The organism is Pseudomonas guariconensis (assembly GCF_900102675.1).
GTDB lineage: Bacteria > Pseudomonadota > Gammaproteobacteria > Pseudomonadales > Pseudomonadaceae > Aquipseudomonas > Aquipseudomonas guariconensis.
The window spans coordinates 58,572-82,020 of the sequence record NZ_FMYX01000001.1; the positions used below are offsets into that span (position 1 = coordinate 58,572).

General features: G+C 64.1%; 18 protein-coding genes. 15 read left to right on the plus strand and 3 right to left on the minus strand.

The annotated features are described in order from the left end of the window. Positions 1-142 precede the first annotated feature (142 nt). From BLS27_RS00285 to BLS27_RS00305, 5 genes are all read left to right on the plus strand, one after another. Positions 143-1,459, plus strand: coding sequence for an MFS transporter (locus tag BLS27_RS00285; RefSeq protein WP_043212738.1), 1,317 nt, complete (start codon positions 143-145; stop codon positions 1,457-1,459). Positions 1,460-1,472: 13 nt separating this feature from the next. Next, the gene (locus BLS27_RS00290) at positions 1,473-2,864 is read left to right on the plus strand and encodes an FAD-dependent oxidoreductase (protein ID WP_090342201.1); all 1,392 of its coding nucleotides are present in this window, start codon (positions 1,473-1,475) and stop codon (positions 2,862-2,864) included. 126 nt (positions 2,865-2,990) lie between these two features. Beyond that, positions 2,991-3,701 (plus strand): YebC/PmpR family DNA-binding transcriptional regulator, encoded by a 711-nt coding sequence (locus BLS27_RS00295; RefSeq protein ID WP_043212740.1) that lies wholly within the window; start codon positions 2,991-2,993, stop codon positions 3,699-3,701. Positions 3,702-3,786: 85 nt separating this feature from the next. Beyond that, positions 3,787-4,731 carry a LysR family transcriptional regulator gene (locus BLS27_RS00300; RefSeq protein ID WP_090342205.1) on the plus strand — a complete coding sequence of 315 codons (945 nt, stop codon included), beginning with the start codon at positions 3,787-3,789 and terminating at the stop codon, positions 4,729-4,731. Between the two features lie 87 nt (positions 4,732-4,818). Beyond that, positions 4,819-6,231 carry a DOPA decarboxylase gene (locus tag BLS27_RS00305; protein WP_090342208.1) on the plus strand — a complete coding sequence of 471 codons (1,413 nt, stop codon included), beginning with the start codon at positions 4,819-4,821 and terminating at the stop codon, positions 6,229-6,231. Positions 6,232-6,326: 95 nt separating this feature from the next. Here BLS27_RS00305 and BLS27_RS00310 read toward each other — a convergent pair whose 3' ends face one another. Next, positions 6,327-7,700, minus strand: a complete 1,374-nt coding sequence (locus tag BLS27_RS00310; protein ID WP_070575361.1) for an MFS transporter — start codon at positions 7,698-7,700, stop codon at positions 6,327-6,329. Between the two features lie 416 nt (positions 7,701-8,116). On the opposite strand from BLS27_RS00310, the gene quiC reads away from it, so the two are divergent. Continuing rightward, the gene (quiC, locus tag BLS27_RS00315; RefSeq protein ID WP_090342211.1) at positions 8,117-10,024 is read left to right on the plus strand and encodes a 3-dehydroshikimate dehydratase QuiC; all 1,908 of its coding nucleotides are present in this window, start codon (positions 8,117-8,119) and stop codon (positions 10,022-10,024) included. Positions 10,025-10,170: 146 nt separating this feature from the next. Then, positions 10,171-10,842, plus strand: a complete 672-nt coding sequence (locus BLS27_RS00320) for a TetR/AcrR family transcriptional regulator (RefSeq protein WP_043213716.1) — start codon at positions 10,171-10,173, stop codon at positions 10,840-10,842. A gap of 36 nt (positions 10,843-10,878) precedes the next feature. Here the strand turns inward: BLS27_RS00320 and BLS27_RS00325 are convergent, their stop codons facing one another. Further along, positions 10,879-11,886 (minus strand): GlxA family transcriptional regulator, encoded by a 1,008-nt coding sequence (locus tag BLS27_RS00325; RefSeq protein WP_043213714.1) that lies wholly within the window; start codon positions 11,884-11,886, stop codon positions 10,879-10,881. Between the two features lie 127 nt (positions 11,887-12,013). Here BLS27_RS00325 and BLS27_RS00330 point away from each other — a divergent pair, with 127 nt between their 5' ends. From BLS27_RS00330 to BLS27_RS00365, 8 genes are all read left to right on the plus strand, one after another. Next, entirely contained in the window at positions 12,014-12,481 is a 468-nt protein-coding gene (locus tag BLS27_RS00330; RefSeq protein ID WP_090342216.1) for an FAD/FMN-containing dehydrogenase, read from the plus strand. 76 nt (positions 12,482-12,557) lie between these two features. Continuing rightward, entirely contained in the window at positions 12,558-12,770 is a 213-nt protein-coding gene (locus BLS27_RS00335) for a PLDc N-terminal domain-containing protein (protein ID WP_043213707.1), read from the plus strand. A 118-nt stretch (positions 12,771-12,888) separates the two neighbouring features. After that, on the plus strand, positions 12,889-13,386 hold the full coding sequence (locus BLS27_RS00340) for a GNAT family N-acetyltransferase (RefSeq protein ID WP_090342220.1): 498 nt from the start codon (positions 12,889-12,891) through the stop codon (positions 13,384-13,386). 125 nt (positions 13,387-13,511) lie between these two features. Beyond that, the gene (locus BLS27_RS00345; protein WP_232092029.1) at positions 13,512-15,608 is read left to right on the plus strand and encodes a sensor domain-containing protein; all 2,097 of its coding nucleotides are present in this window, start codon (positions 13,512-13,514) and stop codon (positions 15,606-15,608) included. 244 nt (positions 15,609-15,852) lie between these two features. Next, positions 15,853-16,731 carry a DMT family transporter gene (locus tag BLS27_RS00350; RefSeq protein ID WP_043213699.1) on the plus strand — a complete coding sequence of 293 codons (879 nt, stop codon included), beginning with the start codon at positions 15,853-15,855 and terminating at the stop codon, positions 16,729-16,731. Positions 16,732-17,009: 278 nt separating this feature from the next. After that, positions 17,010-19,262: a catalase/peroxidase HPI gene (gene katG / locus BLS27_RS00355; RefSeq protein ID WP_090342226.1), complete on the plus strand. Its 2,253-nt coding sequence runs from the start codon at positions 17,010-17,012 to the stop codon at positions 19,260-19,262. A gap of 250 nt (positions 19,263-19,512) precedes the next feature. Beyond that, positions 19,513-20,724, plus strand: a complete 1,212-nt coding sequence (locus BLS27_RS00360; RefSeq protein ID WP_043213695.1) for a M24 family metallopeptidase — start codon at positions 19,513-19,515, stop codon at positions 20,722-20,724. A 152-nt stretch (positions 20,725-20,876) separates the two neighbouring features. Next, positions 20,877-22,205, plus strand: coding sequence for an MFS transporter (locus tag BLS27_RS00365; protein ID WP_090342229.1), 1,329 nt, complete (start codon positions 20,877-20,879; stop codon positions 22,203-22,205). Between the two features lie 159 nt (positions 22,206-22,364). On the opposite strand, the gene BLS27_RS00370 is transcribed toward BLS27_RS00365, so the two are convergent. Beyond that, a complete protein-coding gene (locus BLS27_RS00370) occupies positions 22,365-23,363 on the minus strand; it encodes a GlxA family transcriptional regulator (protein WP_090342233.1) in 999 nt (332 codons plus the stop codon). Between the last annotated feature and the right edge of the window lie 86 nt (positions 23,364-23,449).

A 23,449-nucleotide genomic window follows, 5' to 3' on the forward strand; every position in this document is an offset into this window, starting at 1 on the left:
CCATGGTAATCAGCCGGTCATCCCGATCTGCGGTGCCATCTGACCAGTGACGGTCCTCCTCGTCATGCAGTGCGCAACACAACAACAAAACAGGCGTTTTTTCACATTCTGCCGGCACACTTGAGCAAGAGGTCAGAGTCAAATGAATCAATCCCTAGCGGCCATGAAGCGCTGGCGCGTCCAGATCTTCGCAATCACCTGGCTGGCATACGCCGCCTTCTACTTCACACGCAAAGCCTTCTCGGTCGCCAAGCTTGGCATCGGCGAGGACCCGACGTTCATGCTCGACAAGGCCGCCATGGCCAACCTCGACGGTATCTACCTGGCCGCCTATGCCGTGGGCCAGTTCACCTGGGGCATGCTCGCCGACCGCTTCGGGCCACGCGTGGTGGTGCTCGGCGGCTTGCTGATTTCCGCAGCCGCTGCCGTGGTGATGGGCAGTTATGCCACGTTCCCGATCTTTGCCACCTGCATGTTGATCCAAGGCCTGGCGCAGTCCACCGGGTGGGCGGGGTTGTGCAAGAACATCGGTAGTTTCTTCCCGGCCGTGCAGCGTGGGCGTGTCCTGGGCCTGTGGAGTTCCTGCTATGCCTTCGGTGGCCTGGTAGCTTCGCCGTTCGCTGGGTGGTGGGCCTACACCCTGATCGGCAGCTGGCACGCGGCGTTCTTCTCCAGCGCCGCGGTGGTGGCGGGCGTGGCCGTTCTGTTCTTCATCTTCCAGCGCAACAAGCCTGAGGATGTGGGGCTGCCGGCGGTGGAGCCGGAGCCGCAGAGCATGGCCCCTGGCGCGAGCCTGGGCAGCGTGTGGGAGCCTTTGAAGGAAATCCTGCGCAACCGTACTGTGCTGACCCTGGGCTTGGCCTACTTCATGCTCAAACCTGCCCGTTACGCGATCTTGCTGTGGGGGCCGGTGATCGTCTTCGAACAGATGCCCTCGGTGGGCAAGGTCGGCGCGGCCATCATCCCGACGGCCTTCGAGCTGGCCGGCCTGCTGGGGCCGATCCTTATCGGCCTGGCCTCGGACAAGCTGTTCGGCGCGCGCCGCATGCCGGCCTGCGTGATCAGCCTGGTGCTGCTGACGGTCGCCCTGGCGGCGTTCATGGGCGCCATGCACACCGGCAGCGTGGTGTTGGTGGTCGGCTTGCTGTTCGTGATGGGCCTGACCCTGTACGGGCCGGACTCGATGATCAGCGGCGCGGCAGCCATCGACTTCGGTACCGCCAAATCCGGCGCAACCGCCGCCGGTTTCGTCAACGGCTGCGGCTCGGTGGGCGCAGTGCTCGGTGGCCTGCTGCCGGGCTACTTCGACAGCGTCACGGTGTTCATCATCTTCGCCGGCACCGCGCTGTTCTCGGCCCTGGTCCTGCTGCCGCACTGGAACAGCCGCCCGGCCAGCGTCGCTGCGGCCAATGACGTGGCACCCAACACCGCAATGGCAATCAAGCCGGCGCGCACCTAAAGGAAAGCGACCCATGAGACCCTTCTGGCTGCAACAGGCCCTGGACACGGAAGATCAGGCGGTGTGTCCGCCGCTGATCGGCGATGCGCGATGCGACGTGTGCATCGTCGGCGGAGGCTACACCGGCTTGTGGACGGCGCTGATGCTCAAGGAGCAGGCGCCCGAACTGGATGTGATGCTGATCGAGGCGGACATCTGCGGTGCCGGGGCCAGCGGCCGGAACGGGGGATGCGCGCTGTCGTGGTCGGCTAAATACTTCACCCTCGAACGCCTGTTCGGGGCGCAGGAGGCAGTGCGCCTGGTGCGCGAGTCGGAGCGCAGCATCAGCGCCATCGGCGAGTTTTGCGCGGCCAACGGCATCCAGTGCGACTATCGCCTAGATGGCACCTTGTACACCGCGACCAACCAGGCCCAAGTCGGAGGCACCGATGCGGTGATCGCGGCCCTGGAGCAAAAAGGGATCAATTCGTTCCAGCGCCTGCCGTTGGAACAGGTACAACGTCTGGCAGGCTCTGAGCGTCATCTGGAAGGCTGGTACTCACCGGCCGCCGCCACGGTGCAGCCCGGCCGCCTGGTGCGTGGCCTGCGCCGGGTCGCGCTACAACGGGGTGTGCGGATTCACGAAGGCACCGCCATGACGGGGCTGGAGCATGGTGCGCCGGCCCAGGTGCGCACGGCGCGTGGGACCATTCGTGCAGATCGCGTAGTGCTGGGCCTCAATGCCTGGATGGCCCGGGCCTTCCCGCAGTTCGAGCGCAGTGTGGCGATCGTTTCCAGCGACATGATCATCACCGAGCCGTGTCCAGAGCTGCTGCGCGAGATCGGCCTGGTCAGTGGCGTCAGCGTCCTGGACTCGCGGATTTTCGTCCACTACTACCACAACACCAGCGATGGCCGACTGATGCTGGGCAAGGGCGGCAACACGTTCGCCTATGGCGGGCGCATGCTACCAGTGTTCGACCAGCCTTCGCCTTACCAGCCCCTGCTGCGTGAAAGCCTGGGCGATTTCTTCCCGGCGTTGGCCAACGTGCCCTTGGCGGCCAGCTGGAACGGACCGTCGGATCGCTCGGTGACCGGCTTGCCGTTCTTTGGCCGGCTGGACGGGCAGGGCAACGTGTTCTACGGCTTTGGCTACTCGGGCAGCGGTGTCGGGCCGTGCCACATGGGCGGGCAGATTCTGTCCTCGCTGGCCTTGGGCCTGGACAACCCGTGGACACGCTCGCCGTTGGTCAAGGGGCCGCTCGGTTACTTCCCGCCGGAGCCGATCCGTTACCTGGGCTCGCTGATGGTGCGCAATGCCATTCGCCGCAAGGAACGCGCCGAGGACCGCGGCGTGCGGCCACGGCGGTTCGATGTGCGTCTGGCCAAGTTCGCGGCGGCGGCGGGCAAGGCCGACAAGGCTTGATGCCAGGGGAGCCGCTCTGCGGTTGCTGTGCGATTTCTTGTCGATCAAGCAGGCGAGGGCGTATAAACTGCTCCCACTTTTGGCCGGTCGCTTCCTGAACCGGCCGCTGAAACAAAGAGAGTCGACATGGGCGCACAGTGGAAAGCCAAGCATAAAGAAGCCGCAGCCAACGCCAAAGGCAAGATCATGGGCAAGCTGGCCAAAGAAATTCAGATCGCCGCCAAATCCGGTGCCGATCCGGACATGAACCCGCGCCTGCGCCTGGCAGTGGAGCAGGCCAAGAAGGCTTCGATGACCCGTGAGACCTTGGAACGCGCGATCCGCAAGGGCGCAGGCCTGGACGGCGATGCCGTGCAGTACCACGCGGTGACCTACGAAGGGTTCGCCCCGCACCAGGTCCCGCTGATCGTCGAGTGCCTGACCGACAACATCAACCGTACCGTCGCTGAAATCCGCGTCGCCTTCCGCAAGGGCCAGCTCGGCTCCAGTGGTTCGGTCGCCTGGGACTTCAACCACGTCGGCCTGATCGAAGCCACTCCCAACGGCGATGCCGACCCTGAGCTGGCCGCCATCGAATCCGGCGCCCAGGACTTCGAGGAAGGCGAGGAAGAGGGCTCGACCCTGTTCATCACCGACACCACCGACCTGGATGCGGTGCAGAAGGCCCTGCCAGAACATGGTTTCACCGTGACCTCCGCCAAGATCGGCTATACCCCGAAAAACCCAGTCAGCGCAGCCAGCCTGAGCGCAGAAGCCCTGGCCGAAGTCGAGGCGTTCCTGGAAGCGATCGACAACCACGATGACGTGCAGAACGTCTACGTCGGCCTGACTGACTGATCAGCGGGGCCCCCATCGCCGGACACTTCGGCCTCCCGAGGTGTCCGGCGACCGAGGGCACGGCCCTCGCCGGAGTCACCCATCGATGCATCCCACCTTCGCTTCCCTGAGCCTCGCTCACCTGCGTACCCTCGACTGCCTCCTGCAGTTGAAGAACCTCAGCCACGCCGCCGAACGCCTCGGTACCAGCCAGTCGGCCTTGAGCCGGCAACTGGCGCATCTGCGTGACGCCTTCGATGACCCGTTGCTGGTCCGCCAAGGACGCGGCTATGTGCTCAGCGAGCATGCCGAGTCGCTGGTCGAGCCGCTGCGCCAGGTGTTGGAGGAGCTGGCCGCCCTGCGCCAACCCGCCGCCTTCGATCCGGCGCGCTGTGAGCGGCGCTTCTGTATTGCCGCCTCGGACTACGTGGCCGAACACATGCTGCCGCTGCTGGTCAGCGCCTTGGAGCGTGAGGCGCCGGGCGTATCCTTGGAGTACCGCACCTGGCAGGCCGGCCAGTACGCCTTGTTGGCCAGCGGCGAGATCGACCTGGCCACTACCTTGTTCGACGAGTCTCCGCCCAACCTGCACGGCCGGCTGCTGGGGGAAGACCGCGCAGTGTGCCTGATGCGCGACGATCACCCACTGACCGCCCAGCAGAGCTTGAACCAGGAGGATTACCTGGCCTTCAAGCATGTGCGCATTTCCGGCGGCGGCGACAAGGACAGCTTCATCGACCGTCATTTGCGTGCCCAGGGGTTGCAGCGGCGGATCAGCCTGGAGGTGCCGTTCTTCTCTGCCACGGTGCAGGTGATCGGTAATGGCCAGGCGCTGGCGACCGTGCCCGAGCACATCGCCCGCCAGCTGTGTCGTCTGCACCGTCTGGCCTGGCGGCCCCTGGGTTTCATCGAACATACCCAGCGCTATTGGGTGGTCTGGCACCAGCGTTTGCAGGCCTCGGCGGAACACCGCTGGCTGCGCAACCGGGTCTTCGAGTTGTGGTGGCAGTCGCAGTTTGGGGTGCAGGGCGGGCATGCGTCTTCGCCATAGCAACTATGCGCGAAACGGGGTTCTTCGCAGTGCCTGGCGCACCTAGACTCTGTCGTCCATAGCGTCAGCAGCCCAAGGAGATTGCGCGTGAACCCGGAAGACTTTCGCCAATACGGCCACCAATTGATCGACCTGATCGCCGACTACCGCCAAAGCGTCGCCGAGCGACCGGTCATGGCCCAGGTCGAGCCTGGCTACCTCAAGGCCGCCTTGCCCAGCGAGGCGCCACAACAAGGTGAGCCGTTCGAAGCCATCCTCGCCGATGTCGACAAGCTGCTGATGCCGGGTCTGTCCCACTGGCAACACCCCAACTTCTATGGCTACTTCCCGTCGAACGGCACCTTGTCGTCGGTGCTGGGTGATTTTCTCAGCACCGGGCTGGGCGTGCTGGGGCTGTCCTGGCAATCGAGCCCGGCCCTGAGCGAACTGGAGGAAACCACCCTGGACTGGCTGCGCCAGCTGCTCGGGCTGTCAGCACAGTGGAGCGGGGTAATCCAGGACACCGCCTCGACCAGCACCCTGGTGGCATTGATCTGCGCCCGCGAGCGTGCCACCGACTACGCCCTGGTGCGCGGCGGCCTGCAGGCCCAGGCCAAACCGTTGGTGGTGTATGTCAGCGCCCACGCCCACAGCTCGGTGGACAAGGCTGCGCTGCTGGCCGGCTTTGGCCGCCAGAACATCCGCCTGATCCCCACCGACGAACGCTTTGCCATGCGCCCCGAGGCGCTGCAGGCTGCCATCGAGCAGGACCTGGCAGCCGGCAACCAGCCTTGCGCGGTGGTCGCCACCACCGGCACAACGGCCACCACGGCCCTCGACCCGCTGGCGGCGATCGGCGCCATCACTCAGGCGCACAAGCTGTGGCTGCACGTGGACTCGGCCATGGCTGGTTCGGCGATGATCCTGCCCGAGTGCCGCTGGATGTGGGATGGCATCGAGTTGGCCGACTCGGTGGTGGTCAATGCCCACAAGTGGCTGGGTGTGGCGTTCGACTGTTCGATCTATTACGTGCGTGATCCACAACACCTGATCCGGGTGATGAGCACCAACCCCAGCTACCTGCAATCGGCAGTCGATGGCCAGGTGAAAAACCTGCGCGACTGGGGTATCCCCCTGGGCCGGCGTTTCCGTGCGCTGAAGCTGTGGTTCATGTTGCGCAGCGAAGGCGTCGAGGCCCTGCAGCAGCGCCTGCGCCGGGACCTGGACAACGCCCGCTGGCTGGCCGAGCAGATCGAGGCCGCACCGCACTGGCAGTTGTTGGCGCCGGTGCAGCTGCAGACGTTGTGCATTCGTCACTGCCCGCCGGGGCTGGAGGGGGAGGCGTTGGATGCCCATACCCGGGCCTGGGCGGATCGGCTCAATGGCTCCGGCGATGCCTACGTGACCCCGGCGACCCTGGAGGGGCGCTGGATGGTGCGGGTGTCGGTGGGGGCGCTACCGACCGAGCGGGCGCATGTGGAGCAGTTGTGGGCGAGGCTTCAGACCATCGTCAACGGCTGACAGCAGCCTCTATGAACCCCGTTCCCACAAGGTCAGCATGGGCCCTGCGGGAGCGGGCTTTTTGCGCGGCTCAGGCCGCTCTCACAGGGTGTGTGTCAGCGGCTCACTGCCTGGAAACTGCTTTTGCGGCTGGCTTCATAGGCGCCTTTGTCCATGGGCCTGGCCTGTGGGTTGCCCAGGTCTTCCATGGCCAGACGGTGGGTTTCCGGCGCGATGTAGGCGGCGAGGGCGCACAGGCAGGTGATGAAGAACGCCAGGCTACCGACCACCAGCGGAATGTTGTCCGAGCCGGGCGGGGCGACGGTGGCGAACAGCGCGGGCAACATGGCGGTGAGCATGGTGCCGATGTTTTGCGCAATGGCCATGGCCGAGACGCGATAGCGGGTCTGGAACAGCTCCGGGTAGAAGCTTGGGAATACCGCGTTGTACCCCTGGTAGACCATGCCCCACATCAGGATCGACACGCCAAAGGCCAGCGGCACGTTCTGGATGCTGATCGCATAGAGGTAGACGAAGGCCAGCAGGCCCGAGCCCAGGCAGCCGGCGATCATGGTCGGGCGACGGCCAATCTTGTCCGACAGGTTGCCGACGAACGGGATCACCAGCACCGCGACGATATTGCCCACCACCGGGATCCACAGGTACACGCTCTTGTCGAAGCCGATGCCATAGGCCGGTTGTACCGCGTAGGCTGCGCCGAAGATGGTTGCCACCACCGGAATCACGTTCATCAACGCCATGAAGGCCACCAGCACCATGCATTTCCAGCTGTGTCGGAAGGCTTCACTGATCGGCGACTTGGCGACTTTGTCCTGCTGTTCTTCCTGCACGAAGGCCGGGGTCTCGTGGACTTCCTTGCGGATGAAATAGCCGGCCACCAGCACCAGCGCGCTCATCAGGAACGGGATACGCCAGCCCCATTCATTGAAGGCCTCGCTAGGCATGAAATAAGCCAGCGGCAGGAACACCGCCGCCGCCATCACCTGGCCGGCCTGCACGCCTTGCAGGGTGTAACTGGCGTAGTAGCCACGCCGCCCGAACGGGGCGTGCTCCATGATCATCGAGCTGGCGCCGGAGATCTCGCCGGCCACCGCGAAGCCTTGGACCAGGCGCAGCACCACCAAAAGGGCCGGGGCCAGCAGGCCGATGTCGTGGTAGGTCGGCAGCAGGCCGACGGCCATGGTCGACAGCCCCATCAGGAACATGCACAGCAACAAGACGTTCTTGCGACCGCGGGTATCGCCCCAATGGCCGAGTACGAAGGCGCCCAGCGGGCGGGCCAGGTAGCCGACCCCGTAGGTCGCCAGCGAGGCGATGATGGCCATTTTCGGGTCGGTGGAGGGGAAGAAGATCTGCGGAAAGATCAGTGCCGCAGCCTGGGCATAGATGAAGAAGTCGTAGTACTCGAGTGCCGAGCCGATCCACCCGCTGGCGGTCGCTTTCTTGGCTTGGGAGTTGGAGTGGGCCATCGTTTTCTCCGGTGTTCTTGTAGGTCAGCGGGAGGCTGTTCAGGAGTGATCAGTCGATGACTGATGCCGATGGGACGAACAAGCAGGTGCGGGTCGCAGGGCGAGGGAAGTGTGCATAGGTCGGTACCCGGTTATTGAATTTATTATGCCGTGACGCTGGGCCTGTCAGCACGACACCTGCTGAACGTGGGGGCAGGGGCCGTTGCTGGGGATTCATGGTTGTCCAGGGGCAGACCTGAATCAATTCGCCAAAACCGCTTTTGTTCGGTAATCGAACAAAAACTAACTGTTTCGTACAAAACGCATTGCGGGGCTGACTTTACCTGCGAATAATCGATCGTGCCAGGCTCCCACGGGCCTGTGACCGTCAGCCCGCGCAACCTTCGAGGGGCGCGCCAATAACAAGGAACTCCCCCATGCAGCGTTCGATTGCCACCGTGTCCTTGAGCGGTACATTGCCGGAAAAGCTCGAAGCCATTGCCGCTGCCGGCTTCGACGGCGTCGAGATCTTCGAGAACGATCTTCTGTATTACGCCGGCAGCCCCCGTGAAGTCCGTCAGTTGTGCCGCGATCTGGGCCTGGCGATCACGCTGTTCCAGCCGTTTCGCGACTTCGAGGGCTGCCGACGCGAGCGCCTGCAGAAAAACCTCGACCGCGCCGAGCGCAAGTTCGACCTGATGCAGGAGTTGGGCACCGACCTGGTGCTGGTGTGCAGCAACGTCCAGGCCGACGCCCTGGGCGATGAGCAGCTGCTGGTGGACGATCTGCGCCTGCTCGCCGAGCGTGCCGGCCAGCGCGGGCTGCGCATTGGCTATGAAGCGTTGGCGTGGGGGCGTCACGTCAATACCTACCAGCAGGTATGGAACCTGGTGCGCCAGGCCGATCATCCGGCCCTGGGGGTGATCCTCGACAGCTTCCACACCCTGTCGCTCAAGGGCGATCCGAGTGGCATCCACCAGATCCCTGGCGAGAAGATCTTCTTCGTGCAGATGGCCGATGCCCCGATCCTGGCCATGGATGTGCTGGAGTGGAGCCGGCATTTCCGCTGCTTCCCTGGCCAGGGTGAGATGGATCTGGCGGGTTTTCTCGCCCCGATTCTGGCCACGGGGTACCGCGGCCCACTGTCGCTGGAGATCTTCAACGACGGTTTCCGCGCCGCCCCGCCCCGGCAGAACGCCGCCGATGGCCTGCGCTCGTTGCTTTACTTGGAGGAGCAGACCCGCGTGCGGCTCGCCCAGCAAGCCCACACCGTGGAGCCGGGCGTGTTGTTCGACCCGCCGCCGGCCAGCGGCTACGAGGGCGTTGAGTTTCTCGAGTTCGCGGTGGACGAGGCCACCGGAGCGCAGTTGGGCGCATGGCTCAAGCGCCTGGGCTTTGCCGAAAGCGGACAGCACCGCAGCAAGGACGTGCGCCTGCTGCGCCAGGGCGAGATCAATATCGTGCTCAATGCCGAACCCTATTCCTTCGCCCACAACTTCTTCGAGGCCCATGGCCCATCGCTGTGTGCCACGGCGCTGCGCGTCACCGACGGCCAGGCCGCCCTGGGGCGGGCGACCGCTTATCGAGGACAACCGTTCCGTGGATTGGTCGGCCCCAACGAGCGGGAGATCCCCGCTGTGCGCGCCCCCGACGGCAGCCTGATCTATCTGGTGGAGCAGGCGGGCGAGGGCCAGACGATCTATGACAGTGATTTTCGCCTCGACCCGCAGGCCATTCCCAGTGGCGGCCTGCAGCGCATCGACCACATGGCCCTGGCGCTGCCGGCCGAGTCGCTGGACAGCTGGGTGCTGTTCTATAAGAGCCTGTTCGATTTTGCCGCCGACGACGAGGTGGTGTTGCCCGACCCCTATGGTCTGGTCAAGAGCCGCGCCCTGCGTAGCGCCTGCGCCACGCTTCGGCTGCCGCTGAACATCTCGGAAAACCGCAACACCGCCATCGCCCACGCGCTTTCGAGCTACCGTGGCTCGGGCGTGCACCACATCGCCTTTGCCTGCGACGACATCTTTGCCGAGGTGGCCCGGGCCAAGGAAGCCGGCGTGCCGCTGCTGGAAATTCCGCTGAACTACTATGACGACCTGGCGGCGCGCTTCGACTTCGACGATGAGTTCTTGAGCGAACTGGCGTACTACAACGTGCTCTATGACCGCGATGCCCAGGGCGGGGAGCTGTTCCACGTGTACACCGAGCCGTTCGAGGGGCGGTTCTTCTTCGAGGTCCTGCAGCGCAAGGGAGATTACGCAGGGTACGGCGCGGCCAACGTGGCGGTGCGCCTGGCGGCGCTGGCCAAGGCGCGCAGCGGGGCAGGGCGCAAACCGGTCTTGTGATGATCCTGGGTTGCGGTGCTTCGACAAGGGCCCACCAGACCAGGTAGGGCCCCCAAACCTGACCACCCGACCAACACCACGCTTCCCTGCATCGTCCCGCTCGCGGATAATCCCACCCCATTGAAAACAACAGCCTGCGAGTGGGTATGAGTGATTCGGTAGTCAATCTCGGCCAGCCTGAGATCGAAGGGCCGCGCAAGTCGCGCAAGAACAACCCCGAAAAAACCCGCGAGGATATCCTCCAGGCCGCCATTCACGAGTTCGTCCAGCAAGGTCTGGCCGGGGCGCGGGTCGACGCCATCGCCGAGCGCACCGCCACCTCCAAGCGCATGATCTACTACTACTTCGGCAGCAAGGAGCAGCTGTACGTCGAGTGCCTGGTCAAACTCTACGGCGATATCCGCAAGACCGAGCACAGCCTGGACCTGGAGTCTCTACCGGCCGTGCAGGCCATCGAGCGGCTGGTGGAGTTCACCTTCGACCACCACGACCATAACGTGGATTTCGTGCGCATCGTCTGCACCGAGAACATCCACTACGGCGAGTACGTCAAGCAATCGCCGGTCATCCGCGAGATGAGCAGTCTGGTGCTTGAAGCGTTGGGCCGCACCTTGCGCCGGGGCGTGGAGGAGGGCGTGTTCCGCGCCGGTATCGAGGTGATCGACCTGCACATGCTGATGAGCTCGTTCTGTTTCTACCGGGTATCCAATCGCCACACCTTCAGTGAGATCTTCCAGATCGACCTCTCCGACGAGCAGATCAAGCAGCGCCACAAGCAGATGATCTGTGACGCGGTGCTGCGCTACATCCGCGCTTGATTCATGCCTTCGGGGCTGCAAAGCAGCCCCAGAAACTCATTCGCCCAGCCGTTGCTCGCGCGAGGGTGGATACCCGAAGTACGCCGCATAGCACTTGCTGAAGTGCGACACCGAGACAAAGCCGCAGGCCACCGCCACTTCCATCACTGACAGGTCGGAGTACTGCAGCAGGCGGCGGCTCTTGGTGATGCGCAGTTCCATGTAGTAGCGCCGTGGCGAGGTGCCGAGCTGCGCCTGGAACAGGCGGTCGATCTGGCGCCGCGAGCGTCCGCTGTAGGCGGCCAGCTGGTCGAGGCTCAGGGTTTCCTCAAGGTTGTTCTCCATCAGTTCGACGATGGTGCGCAGATGCAGGCTCATGGACTTCTTCGCCCCCGGCCCGACCTGGCGATAGCGGGCGCCGGAGAACGAGAGAATCTCCTCGACCCCTTCGGCCAGCGCATCGCCATACAGGCGTCGGACCAGGCCGAGCATCAATTCCATCGCGCCGTTGGGGCTGGCGGCGGTCAGGCGGTCACGGTCGAGGGTGAAGCTGGCCGGTGTCAGGCGGGTTTGCGGGCTGCGCTCGGCAAGGCTGGCGCGCTGCTCTGGATGAATGCTGCAGCCGTAGTCGTCGAGCACGCCAGCGCGACCGAGGAACCACGCGCCGTTCCACAGCCCGCCCAGCGCCATGCCATGGGCGGCGCAGTCACTGAGCATGCGGTCGAGTTCGGGGTACTTGAGCGGCGTGCGCAAGCCGCCACAGATCACCAGCAGGTCCAGCTCCTTGAGGCTGGCGGCGTTCAGTTCGCTGGCCACCAGCTCTAGGCCCAGGTCGCTCAGCACCCGGTCGCCCTTGGGCGAGAGCGGCGTGAAACGGAAGCTGTCGGCGCGCAGCAGATTGGCCGTCACCAGCACATCCATCGCCACGGTGAAGCTGGCCATGGAGAAGTGTTCGAGCAGGACGAAGTCGACCCGATAGGGCATCTGGCCGTTACCGGCAGTGGACTTGAGCCTCAACATGTTGCTGGTGCTGGTTTTCTGGCTGAACTGGCGTGGCGTGGACACTGCTGACTCCGCTTCCTGGCTGGCCGGATGAGTGTGCTGGGAGTCTGCGGGAAAGACAACCGGAGCACGCATGGCGGGCGCAGGGTCACTGGGCTATGCTGAGCCACCGCCTCGAGGACAATCCCCGATGAAATACGCCGCCGTATTGCTGCTGAGCCTGCTCCCACTGCTGGCCCAGGCGCTGGAGTCGGGCGACACGCTCGCACCCTGGACGCTGCTCGATCAATACGACCAGCCCTACAGCCTCGATACCGACACCCGCATCCTGCTGGTGGCACGCGACATGGATGGCGCAAAGCTCGTCAAGGCCGCCTTGGCCGAGCAACCCAAGGGGTATCTGCAAGCGCGTCATGCTGTGTTCCTTGCTGACATCCAGCGCATGCCCGCGATCATCGGCAAGCTGTTCGCCATCCCCGCCATGCGCGATTACAACTACCGCGTGGTGCTCGACCGCGAGGGACGGGTGGCCAGCCGCTATGGCGTCGGGGAGGGTCAGGTGCTGTGGCTGCAACTGGATCACCGGGTGCTCGCCGGGCAGCGGGTGTACACCGATGCCACGGCGCTCAAGGCCGCCCTGGAGCGTGCCACGCCCTGAGCCAGCCTGACGGATCCGACTGAACCCTTGCGCCTGAGCGTCGCCCAATGCAGTACATGCTTACGGGAGAACGCTCATGGAAATCGGAACGATCTGGATCATTGTCGCGGCCATTCTCATCCTGCTGGAGATCGTCGCCATCTGGCACATCATCGGCAGCGACCGGCGTGCCGAACGCAAGATGCTATGGGTCGTCTTCGTGGTGTATGTGCCCTTGCCAGGGCTGATCTTCTGGGCCTGGAAAGGGCCGCGAGCGGTCAAGGGCAGGGCGGTGCTGGAAGAACGATGATGGCCAGGGCCGCATCGCCTTGCGCCGCAGGCTGTCGCCAGTTCCCAGGGGGAATCCGGGGCGCAACGCGCCCCGCGAACTTCGCTAGAATCCCACCTCTTTTTCGCCGAGCCACACCATGCACGCCCCCCTCCAACTGCTCCAGACCTCCGCCGACCAGGCCGAGCTGATCCGCAACCTCTACCAGTTCTACGCCTACGAGTCCTCCGACTGGGAAGCCGAAGACGTCGAAGTGGACGGGCGCTTCTATATCCACGAAGAACACCTGGTCCGGTATTGGCAATCGCCCGGCTGGAGTGCCAGCGTGATCTTGGTCGATGGCTTCATCGCAGGCTTTGTGCTGATCGAGCGCAGTGAGCTGCCGGGGCTTGCGGCCACGGAACTCGCCGACCTGTTCATTCTCAAGCGCTATCGCCGCCAGGGCATCGGCAAGGCCATTGCCCAGCAACTGCTATGCAGCGGTACAGGAGACTGGCTGCTGCGCTGCTACGCCCAAGACCCGCCTGCGGTGGCGTTCTGTCGCGCTGTGCTGGCGGACTTGCCCCGTGCCTGGCGGGCTATCGCCCTGGACGATGAGCCGCTGCTGCTCAACTTTCTGGTCTCGCCCGTCCACTGAGCTGACCATAAATTTTTGTGACGCACTTCACAAAACGCTTTCGGCTAACGGCATAATGCCAGCACTTGATGACTTCGATCCGGCCCTGACAGGCCGGCATGTTCCGTGCTGCCATAGGGTAAATCATGACGCCAGTCAGCCCCGACCTCATGTACCGGCTGTTGATCCAAAGTGTGGCGGATTACGCCATCTACCTATTGACCCCCGATGGCAGGGTGGCCAACTGGAATCCCGGAGCGCAGCGGGCCAAGGGGTATTCGAGCGAGGAGATTGTCGGCAAGCATTACTCGCTGTTCTACCACGAGGATGAACGTGCTGCGGGGCTGCCGCAGCAGAACCTCGAGCAGGCCCGGCGCACCGGTCGCTTCGAGGCCAGCGGCCTGCGCCTGCGCAAGGACGGATCGGCGTTCCATGCCCATGTGGTGATCGACGCGGTGCACGACGACCAAGGGCAACTGGTGGGGTTCGCCAAGACCACCCGCGACATCTCCGAGCACCGGCGCCAGGAGGCCGAGCTGCGCCAGGCCAAGCAGTTGGCCGAGCAGTACAGCCAGGAAATGGCCGACCTGTCGCGTTTTCTCGACTCGGTGATCGCCAACATCCCAGCCAGTGTCATCGTCCAGGACCTCGACAGCCAGCGCATCCTGCTGGCCAACCAGCAAGCCGAGCAGCTGTTTGGCGCTCAGGGCACATGCATGGTCGGCCAGTTGCCCGAGCAGTGCCTGGCACCTGAAGCTGCCCAGTACCTGACCCAGCAGCTGGCCCGAGGCGCGCGCAGCGTCAAGGGTTATGCCGATGAGAGTCGCGTGGCCACAGCGCTCGGCCTGCGCACCTTGCGCAGCAGGACGTTGCTCAGCCAGAACCGCGAAGGGCAGGCTGACTACGTGCTGTTCGTGGCCGAGGATGCCACCGAGGAACTGGCGGCCCACGCCCAGATCCACTACATGGCGCACCATGATGCGTTGACCGGCTTGCCCAATCGCACCCTGTTCAGCGAGCGGCTCAAGCAGGCGCTGGGCCGCGGCCAGGACAGCGGCAAGTTGACCGCGACCCTGTGCCTTGACCTGGATAACTTCAAGAACATCAACGACTCCCTCGGTCACGCCTTCGGCGACAAGCTGCTGCGCGCGCTGGGCAAGCGCCTGCGCCGCGAGTTGCGCGAGCACGATACCCTGGCCCGGCTTGGCGGCGATGAGTTCGCCGTGGTCCTGGCCGGGCTGGATACCCGCGAGGCCGCCTGCCATACCGCCCAACGCCTGATCGAGGCGATCAGCCCGCCGTTTCGCATCGAAGGGCATCAGTTTTCGGTGGGCGTGAGCATTGGCATCGCCCTTGCGCCGGACGATCATGGCCAGGCCGAGCAACTGCTCAGCTATGCCGACATGGCCCTGTACGAGGCCAAGCGCAACGGCCGTAACCGCTACGAATGCTTCAGCGTCGAGATGGATGTCGCTGCCCGCCAGCGCCGTCTGGTGGAGACCGACCTGCGCACCGCCTTGCACCTGGGGCAGTTGCAGTTGCACTACCAGCCAGTGGTGGACCAGCAAACCAACAGCGTCACCGGCTACGAAGCCCTGCTGCGCTGGGAGCACCCCACCCGTGGCATGGTCATGCCCATGGACTTCATCCCCATCGCCGAGGAAACCGGGCTGATCCACGAGATCGGCACCCGCGCCCTGAATCTGGCCTGCCAGGAAGCCGCCACGTGGGAAGGCACCCAGACGGTATCGGTGAACCTGTCCGCCGTGCAGTTCAAGAACGCCAACCTGGTACAGACCGTGGCCCTGGCCCTGGCCGATTCGGGGTTGGCGGCGCAGCGGCTGGAACTTGAGATCACCGAGTCGGTTTTATTGGGCAACAGCGAGGAAAACGTACGCACTCTGCGGGCGCTCAAGGATCTGGGGGTGTCGATTTCCCTCGACGATTTCGGCACGGGATATTCATCGCTCGGGTACTTGCGCTCGTTTCCGTTCGACCGGATCAAGATCGACAAGTCGTTCGTCCATGACATGTGCGACAGCCGCGAAGCGATGTCGATCATTCGCGCCATCACCGAACTGTCCAACAGCCTGATGATCAAGACCACGGCCGAAGGGGTGGAATCGCCTGAACAGATGCGCCGCCTGGCGGCGGAAGGGTGCTCGCATTTCCAGGGCTACCTGTATGGCAAGCCGGCGCCAGCGAGCCAGCGGCTCAGGAGTGTCGTGCCCGTGCAAGGCTGAAGCTCGGCGGTGCTTGCTTGGCGGGTGAACTCGCCCCACAGGTTCGGTGTCGCTCTCAATTGCACCGCATAGGAGCGGGTTTACCCACGAACCGGCCGGAGCAGGTGGAGGCGGAACCCACACTGGCAAATCCGGTCGATCAGCGAACACAAACCCGTGCACGCCGATTTCTCATCCCGGTGCATCTCTTCTAGAATCCGCCCATACCTGCGCCGGCCCTGCCACGCGCGCCGTCGAGAGCGCCATGAGTTCCAGAACCCCGCTGTCCGGAGTCAACCAACCGCTGCGCGGCATCGCCCTGGTGGTCGTGGCAACGTTCCTGTTCGCCAGTCACGATGCGCTGTCGAAGTTCCTCGGTGGCTTGTACCCGATCGTCATGGTGGTGTGGGCGCGCTATCTGGTGCACACCCTGCTGATGGCGGGGATCTTCCTGCCCAAAGCCGGCATGGCAGTACTGCGAACCCGCCGGCCGCTGCTGCAGACCCTGCGAGCCCTGAGTCTGCTGAGCACCAGCCTGCTGTTCACTGCAGGCTTGCAGTATCTGCCGCTGGCCGAGGCGACGTCGGTCAACTTCCTGGCTCCGGTGCTGGTCACTGCGCTCTCGGCACCACTGCTAAAGGAGCGGGTCTCCCTCGGCCAATGGGTGGCGGTGGTGATGGGCTTTATCGGCGTGCTGGTGGTTGTGCATCCGGGCGGGGCGATGTTCACGCCGGCGATCCTCTTCCCCCTGGGCTCGGCACTGGGTTTTTGCTTCTATCAATTGCTGACCCGCAAGCTGTCCGCCTATGACTCCCCGACCACCAGCAACTTTTACGCCGGGCTGTGCAACACCCTGGTGCTCAGTGCCCTGGTGCCGTTCTTCTGGCAACTGCCCCACTGGAATCACGCCTTGCTGATGCTGGCCTTGGGCGGCTGCGGCATGACCGCCCATCTGCTGCTGACCCAAGCCTTCCGCTTCGCCGCCCCAGCCTTGCTGGCGCCGTTCAGCTACTGTCAGATCGTTTTCGCAGGGCTGTTGGGGCTGGTGATTTTCAGCCAGGTACCTGAAACCAGCAGCCTGGTGGGCATCGCCATCATCTGCCTGAGTGGGTTGGGCGCAGCCTGGATGCAGCGCGGCAAGTGAACCTCGGCCCCCGAAAGTCCCAGCCTATTACCCCCACATAGCCACTCTATTAGAAACCTGCCGCCGCTCGGCTAGTCTTCATTCTGCCCCGTGACAACGGCGGGTGGGCGTGGGCAGGGATACCCCTCGGGGCGCCTGCTTTTTCCGCCGTTGACGAGCCTGTGTCGGGCTTTCGCCGACGCGACCTGATGAGGGGGCGCATGAGCTTGCGTGCTCAACCGATCGAGCACCTGGCCTAGACCGGGAAATCTGGACAACCGACCCAAAGGTACACGCAGATGTCGAACGAATCGAAATGCCCGTTTCATCAAACCGCGGGTGGTGGCACCAGCAACCGTGACTGGTGGCCGGACCAGCTGAACCTGAAGATCCTCCACCAGCATTCTGCCAAGTCCGACCCGATGGATCCCGGTTTCGACTACGCCAAAGCGTTCAAGAGCCTCGACTTCCAGGCCCTCAAGCAGGACCTGCACGCCTTGATGACTGACTCCCAGGACTGGTGGCCCGCCGACTTCGGCCACTATGGCCCGCTGTTCATCCGCATGGCCTGGCACAGTGCCGGTACCTACCGCATCGGCGATGGTCGCGGCGGCGCAGGCTCTGGCCAGCAACGTTTCGCGCCGCTCAACAGCTGGCCGGACAACGTCAGCCTGGACAAGGCCCGGCGCCTGCTCTGGCCCATCAAGCAAAAATACGGCAACAAGATCTCCTGGGCCGACTTGATCGTGCTCACCGGCAACGTCGCCCTCGAATCCATGGGCTTCAAGACCTTCGGTTTCTCCGGCGGGCGCGCAGACGTATGGGAGCCGGACGAAGACGTTTACTGGGGCTCCGAGAAGGTCTGGTTGGGAGGCGACACGCGCTATGGCAAGGCCCAAGCCCCAGGCCAGGGCGACCTGGTGGCCGAGCCGCAGAAGCACGGTGAAGAAGAAAGCCGCACCCTGGGAGGGGAGCGTAACCTGGAGAACCCGCTGGCTGCCGTGCAGATGGGGCTGATCTACGTGAACCCGGAAGGCCCGGACGCCAATCCCGACCCTGTGGCCTCGGGCAAGGACATTCGCGAGACCTTCGGGCGCATGGCCATGAACGATGAGGAAACCGTGGCCCTGATCGCCGGCGGACATGCCTTCGGCAAGACCCACGGCGCCGGCCCCGCCGACAACGTAGGCCCTGAGCCAGAAGCCGCAGGCCTCGAGCTGCAAGGTCTGGGCTGGCAGAACAAGTTCGGTACCGGCAAGGGCGGCGACACCATCACCAGTGGCCTGGAAGTGACCTGGACGTCTACCCCGACCAAGTGGAGCAACGAGTACCTGGAGAACTTGTTCAACTTCGACTGGGAACTGACCAAGAGCCCGGCCGGTGCCCACCAGTGGCGGCCGAAGAACGGCGCCGGGGCAGGACAGATCCCCGATGCCCACGATCCTTCCAAGCGTCACGCGCCGGCCATGCTCACCTCCGACCTGGCCCTGCGTTTCGACCCGATCTACGAACCGATCGCCCGGCGTTTCAAGGACAACCCCGACCAGTTGGCTGATGCCTTCGCCCGTGCCTGGTACAAACTGATCCACCGGGACATGGGCCCGCTGTCACGCTACCTGGGCCCGGAAATGCCCCAGGAGGTGCTGCTCTGGCAGGACCCGATCCCACCGGTGGACCACCCGCTGATCGACGATCAAGACATCGCCGCCCTCAAAGCCAAGGTGTTGGCCTCGGGCCTGAGCGTCGGCGAACTGGTCTCCACCGCTTGGGCCTCGGCCTCGACCTTCCGGGGTTCGGACAAGCGCGGTGGTGCCAACGGCGGCCGCCTGCGCCTGGCGCCGCAGAAGTTCTGGGCAGCCAACCAGCCTGAACAATTGGACAAAGTGCTCAAGGCGCTGGAGAAGATCCAGGGTGAGTTCAACGCCTCGGGCAAGAAGGTTTCCCTGGCCGATTTGATCGTGCTGGCGGGCTGCGCCGCGGTGGAAAAAGCTGCCAGGGACGGTGGGCACACAGTCAATGTGCCGTTCAGGCCTGGACGCATGGACGCCTCCCAGGAGCAGACCGATGTCGAGTCGTTCGGTGTGCTCGAGCCCTTGGCCGACGGTTTCCGCAACTTCACCAAAGCCCGCTACAGCATCAAGGCCGAGAAACTATTGCTGGACAAAGCCCAGTTGCTGACCCTCACCGCACCGCAGATGACCGTGCTGATCGGTGGCCTGCGGGTACTGGGCGCCAATGTCGGTGGCAGCCGACACGGGGTCTTTACCGACAAGCCCGGTGTGCTGTCCAACGACTTCTTCCGCAACCTGCTGGACATGAGCGTGGAGTGGAAGCCGACCTCGGCGGACAACGAAACCTTCGAAGGTCGCGACCGCAAGACTGGCCAGGTGAAGTGGACCGGTACCCGCGTCGACTTGGTGTTTGGCTCCCACGCCCAGTTGCGGGCCTTGTCGGAGGTCTATGGCAGCAGTGATGGCCAGGACAAGTTCGTCAAGGACTTCGTCGCTGCCTGGGTCAAGGTGATGGAGCTCGATAGGTTCGACTTGAAGTGACCGTGGCTTGAGGGGCCTGTGCGCCCCCTATCGCGATACATGGCCGCCCCACAGGTGCTGCGCACGCCATTGCGCTGTGCCTGTGGGGCGGCCTTGTGTTTAGGTGATCCGCAAAAAGGCCGCCAAGGGGCGGTGGCCGTTTCGCCAATTTCAGGTCGGATAGATACAAAAGCGCCCTTGATCGTTCTGCTGCAATGCATCCCAGGCAACCGGCCTGAACAGCATGCCCATAACGACAAGGAAACCCACCATGCAAATGCCCAAGACCCTGAAGATCCACAATGGCGAGAAGGCCAAACCCACGTTCTGCGCCCAGGAATACGCTGCCCGCCAAGCCCGCCTGCGCGCCTACATGGCCGAGCATGACATCGAGGCGGCGATTTTCACCTCGTACCACAACGTCAACTACTACAGCGACTTCCTCTACTGCTCGTTCGGGCGCCCCTATGCGCTGGTGGTCACCCAGGACAAGGTGGTCTCGATCAGCGCCAACATCGATGGCGGCCAACCCTGGCGGCGGACGGTCGGCACCGACAACATCGTCTACACCGACTGGCAGCGCGACAACTTCTTCGTCGCCATCCAGCAGGCCCTGCCGCTGGCCTCGCGCATCGGCGTGGAGCATGACCATCTCAACCTACAGAATCATGCCAAGCTCGCTGCCTGCTATCCCAAGGCCGAGTTGGTCGACATCGGCGCGCCTTGCATGCGTATGCGCATGATCAAGTCCGCCGCAGAGCAGGCGTTGATCCGTCAGGGCGCGCGTATCGCCGATATCGGTGGCGCGGCAGTGGTCGAGGCCTTGCGCGATCAGGTGCCTGAGTACGAAGTGGCGCTGCATGCCACCCAGGCAATGGTGCGCGAGATCGCCCGCAGCTTCCCTGACGCCGAGCTGATGGACACCTGGACCTGGTTCCAGTCCGGGCTCAACACCGATGGTGCCCACAACCCGGTCACCAGCCGCACGGTGAGCAAGGGCGAGATCCTCAGCCTCAACTGCTTCCCGATGATCGCCGGTTACTACACCGCGCTTGAGCGCACCTTGTTCCTCGACCACTGTCCGGACGAGTACCTGCGCCTGTGGCAAGCCAACGTCGAGGTGCACGAAGCGGGCCTGAAGCTGGTGCGTCCCGGCATCCGCTGCTGCGACATCGCCCGCGAGCTGAACGAGATTTTCCTTCGTCATGACCTGCTGCAGTACCGCACCTTCGGTTACGGCCATTCCTTCGGCACCCTGAGCCATTACTACGGGCGCGAAGCGGGGCTGGAGCTGCGCGAGGACATCGACACCGTCCTCGAGCCAGGCATGGTGGTGTCGATCGAGCCGATGATCATGCTGCCCGAAGGGCACCCCGGCGCGGGTGGCTACCGTGAGCACGACATCCTGATCGTCAACGAGCACGGTGCCGAGAACATTACCCATTTCCCGTACGGGCCGGAGCACAACATCATCCGCAAGTGACCCTCGGGCACGGTCGCGGGCCTGCCCGCGACCTTCCCGCCAGTGACCGCTCGACCCTGCCGCCAATTACAAGAACAGAGGGTATCCGTCATGTCCCAGCGTCATTCCGTTGTGCCGAAATCTCGTTTGCTGCCCGCCCTGGGAGGTGCGCGATGATCACCATGAGCGCCCGTCACCTTGACCTCCCGGCACAGGACGCCGAACGCCAGGCGCTGCGCAAGGCCGCGCGAGCCAGCTTCATGGGCAACTTCGTCGAATGGTTCGACTATGCCGCCTATGGCTACCTGGCCACCATCATTGCCGCCACGTTCTTCCCCGATGCCGACAAGACCACTGGCCTGCTGGCCACCTTTGCAGTGTTTGCCCTGTCCTTCATCGTCCGGCCGTTGGGCGGGGTGGTCTGGGGACATTTCGGTGACCGCCATGGGCGGCGCAACGCGCTGTCGTGGTCGATCCTGATCATGTCGGTGTCGACGTTCTGCATCGGCATATTGCCCAGTCATGCGCAGATCGGCGTGTGGGCACCGTGCCTTTTGCTGCTGATTCGCCTGGTGCAGGGTTTTTCCGCCTCCGGCGAGTATGCCGGGGCCTCGGCGTTTCTGGCCGAATACGCGCCAGCAGGCCGTCGCGGGCTGTACACCAGCATCGTGCCGGCCAGCACTGCCGCCGGGTTGCTGTTCGGCGCCGCGTTCGTCGCCGCCTTGCATGCGCTGCTCAGCACCGAGGCCTTGCACAGCTGGGGGTGGCGCCTGCCATTTTTGCTGGCTGCACCGTTCGGCCTGGTGGGGCGCTATATCCGCATGAGTCTGCAGGACACGCCGAAATTCCTGGAGATGGAGCAGCGCCTGGAAAGCAAGGGCTGCGCGGGCGCCACACCGCTGCGCGAATTGCTGACCCTGCACCGGCGCAGTGTGCTGATCGGCATTGGCGTGACCTGCCTGAATGCGGTGGCCTTCTACCTGCTGCTCAGCTACATGCCCACATACCTGTCCAACGAAATGGGCATGAGCGAGCGCGACTCGTTCATTGCCTCGACGGTGTCGCTGGCAACTTACATCGGGTTGATCTTCCTGATGGGGCGCTTGTCGGACCGCTTTGGTCGCAAGCCCATGCTGGTGGTCGCCTCGCTGCTGTTTCTGGGGCTGACGGTGCCGCTGTTCAGTTTGCTCGATCATCAGCCGCTGTTGGTGATCCTGGCGATCCAGATCCTGTTCGGTGCGATGCTGGCGATGAACGACGGCACCTTGCCCTGCTTGCTGGCGGAGATTTTTCCCACACGTGTGCGTTTCAGCGGGTTTGCCTTGAGCTTCAACATCGCCAACGCGCTGTTCGGTGGCACCGCGCCGTTCATTGCCACCTGGCTGATCCAGGTCACTGGCAACAAGCTGGCTCCGGCGGGCTACCTGCTGGTCGCTGCGGTGGTGGCACTGGTGGCTATGCTGGCCTGCCGGGAAACGGCGCATCGTGCGTTGCAGGATTGACTGCGCAGAGCGCCCAGCGCTCCCAACCGGTAGGACGGGTGTTTGCGAGCAATCCAGAACCTGTGGGAGCGGGGTTCACCTGCGAACATCGGCGGAGCCGGTGCCAGGTGCCGCCGGGAAACCTTGTTCGAGGTGAACCCTACCTTCGTTAGCAACCCGTCAGTGCAACGACGCCTGTCGCCGCTCTCCGAGCGGTGACAGGCCAAAGAACCGGCTGTAGCTCTTGGAAAAATGCGCAGGCGAGGTAAAGCCACAGGCCAGGGCGATTTCCCGCACCTTGGCGTCGCTGCGCAGCAGCATCTCCCGCGCCCGTGACAGACGTAGCTCCAGGTAGTACTGGCTGGGGGTGCGCTGCAGGTACTTGTGAAACAGCCGCTCCAGTTGGCGCACCGTCACCTCGTTGAGGGTTGCCAGCTCTTCCAGCCCCAGGGGTTCTTCCAGGTTGGCTTCCATGATCGCCACCACCTGGCTTAGCTTGGGTTGCGCATTGCCGAGGCGGGTGCGCAGCGGAACCCGCTGGCGGTCACGCTCACCACGCACCCGGTCGCACAGCAACAGCTCGGCCGCCTTGGCGGCGATGGCTTGGCCATCGGGCAGGCGGGCGACCAATTGCAACATCATGTCCATGGCGGCCACGCCGCCGGAACAGGTGTAGCGGTCGCGATCGAGCTCGTACAGTTGGTTGGAGATGACGATGCCGGGGAAACGCTCCTTGAGCGCTTCGATGTCTTCCCAGTGGATGGTGCAGCGGTAGCCTTTGAGCAGCTGCGCCCGTGCCAGCAGGTAGCTGCCCGTGCAAATTCCACCCAGGGGTACCCGCTGGCGGGCGAGTTGTCGCAACCAGTCGATCAGCGGGCGGCTGTCACGGTCGTTGGCAATGGGGTTGGCACCTACCACGAACAGGGCATCCAGTGCGGGTGCGTCGGCGATGCCATGGTCAGGCAGCACGCGCATGCCGTTGCTGGCGGTCACAGGTTCCGGCGTGGCGGCGACGACTACGGTGCGAAACAACGGGCGGCAGGCGGCCAGGTTGGCCATGCGCAGGGTCTCGACCGCCGAGGCCAGGCCGATGGTGGTGAAGTTGGGTTGTACCAGAAAGCCGAACGTCCTGGGTGGGGGGAGGGGGGAGGCAGGCTGCGCAGAGCAGGGCTGGACCATGTGCGATTTACCTGTGCAAGCTGAGGCGTCGTTGTTTCCGGGCTATAAGAAAAAACCAGCCTTGAGGAATTCTTGTTGTTCTATGC

Bases quoted from the DNA above. Each gene is read 5' to 3' on its own strand.
- BLS27_RS00300 (WP_090342205.1), top strand. From the start codon at position 3,787: ATGCATCCCACCTTCGCTTCCCTGAGCCTCGCTCACCTGCGTACCCTC.
- BLS27_RS00360 (WP_043213695.1), top strand. From the start codon at position 19,513: ATGCAAATGCCCAAGACCCTGAAGATCCACAATGGCGAGAAGGCCAAA.
- BLS27_RS00320 (WP_043213716.1), top strand. From the start codon at position 10,171: ATGAGTGATTCGGTAGTCAATCTCGGCCAGCCTGAGATCGAAGGGCCG.
- BLS27_RS00295 (WP_043212740.1), top strand. From the start codon at position 2,991: ATGGGCGCACAGTGGAAAGCCAAGCATAAAGAAGCCGCAGCCAACGCC.
- BLS27_RS00335 (WP_043213707.1), top strand. From the start codon at position 12,558: ATGGAAATCGGAACGATCTGGATCATTGTCGCGGCCATTCTCATCCTG.
- BLS27_RS00330 (WP_090342216.1), top strand. From the start codon at position 12,014: ATGAAATACGCCGCCGTATTGCTGCTGAGCCTGCTCCCACTGCTGGCC.
- BLS27_RS00285 (WP_043212738.1), top strand. From the start codon at position 143: ATGAATCAATCCCTAGCGGCCATGAAGCGCTGGCGCGTCCAGATCTTC.
- katG (WP_090342226.1), top strand. From the start codon at position 17,010: ATGTCGAACGAATCGAAATGCCCGTTTCATCAAACCGCGGGTGGTGGC.
- BLS27_RS00365 (WP_090342229.1), top strand. From the start codon at position 20,877: ATGATCACCATGAGCGCCCGTCACCTTGACCTCCCGGCACAGGACGCC.
- BLS27_RS00310 (WP_070575361.1), bottom strand. From the start codon at position 7,700: ATGGCCCACTCCAACTCCCAAGCCAAGAAAGCGACCGCCAGCGGGTGG.
- BLS27_RS00340 (WP_090342220.1), top strand. From the start codon at position 12,889: ATGCACGCCCCCCTCCAACTGCTCCAGACCTCCGCCGACCAGGCCGAG.
- quiC (WP_090342211.1), top strand. From the start codon at position 8,117: ATGCAGCGTTCGATTGCCACCGTGTCCTTGAGCGGTACATTGCCGGAA.
- BLS27_RS00290 (WP_090342201.1), top strand. From the start codon at position 1,473: ATGAGACCCTTCTGGCTGCAACAGGCCCTGGACACGGAAGATCAGGCG.
- BLS27_RS00350 (WP_043213699.1), top strand. From the start codon at position 15,853: ATGAGTTCCAGAACCCCGCTGTCCGGAGTCAACCAACCGCTGCGCGGC.
- BLS27_RS00345 (WP_232092029.1), top strand. From the start codon at position 13,512: ATGACGCCAGTCAGCCCCGACCTCATGTACCGGCTGTTGATCCAAAGT.
- BLS27_RS00370 (WP_090342233.1), bottom strand. From the start codon at position 23,363: ATGGTCCAGCCCTGCTCTGCGCAGCCTGCCTCCCCCCTCCCCCCACCC.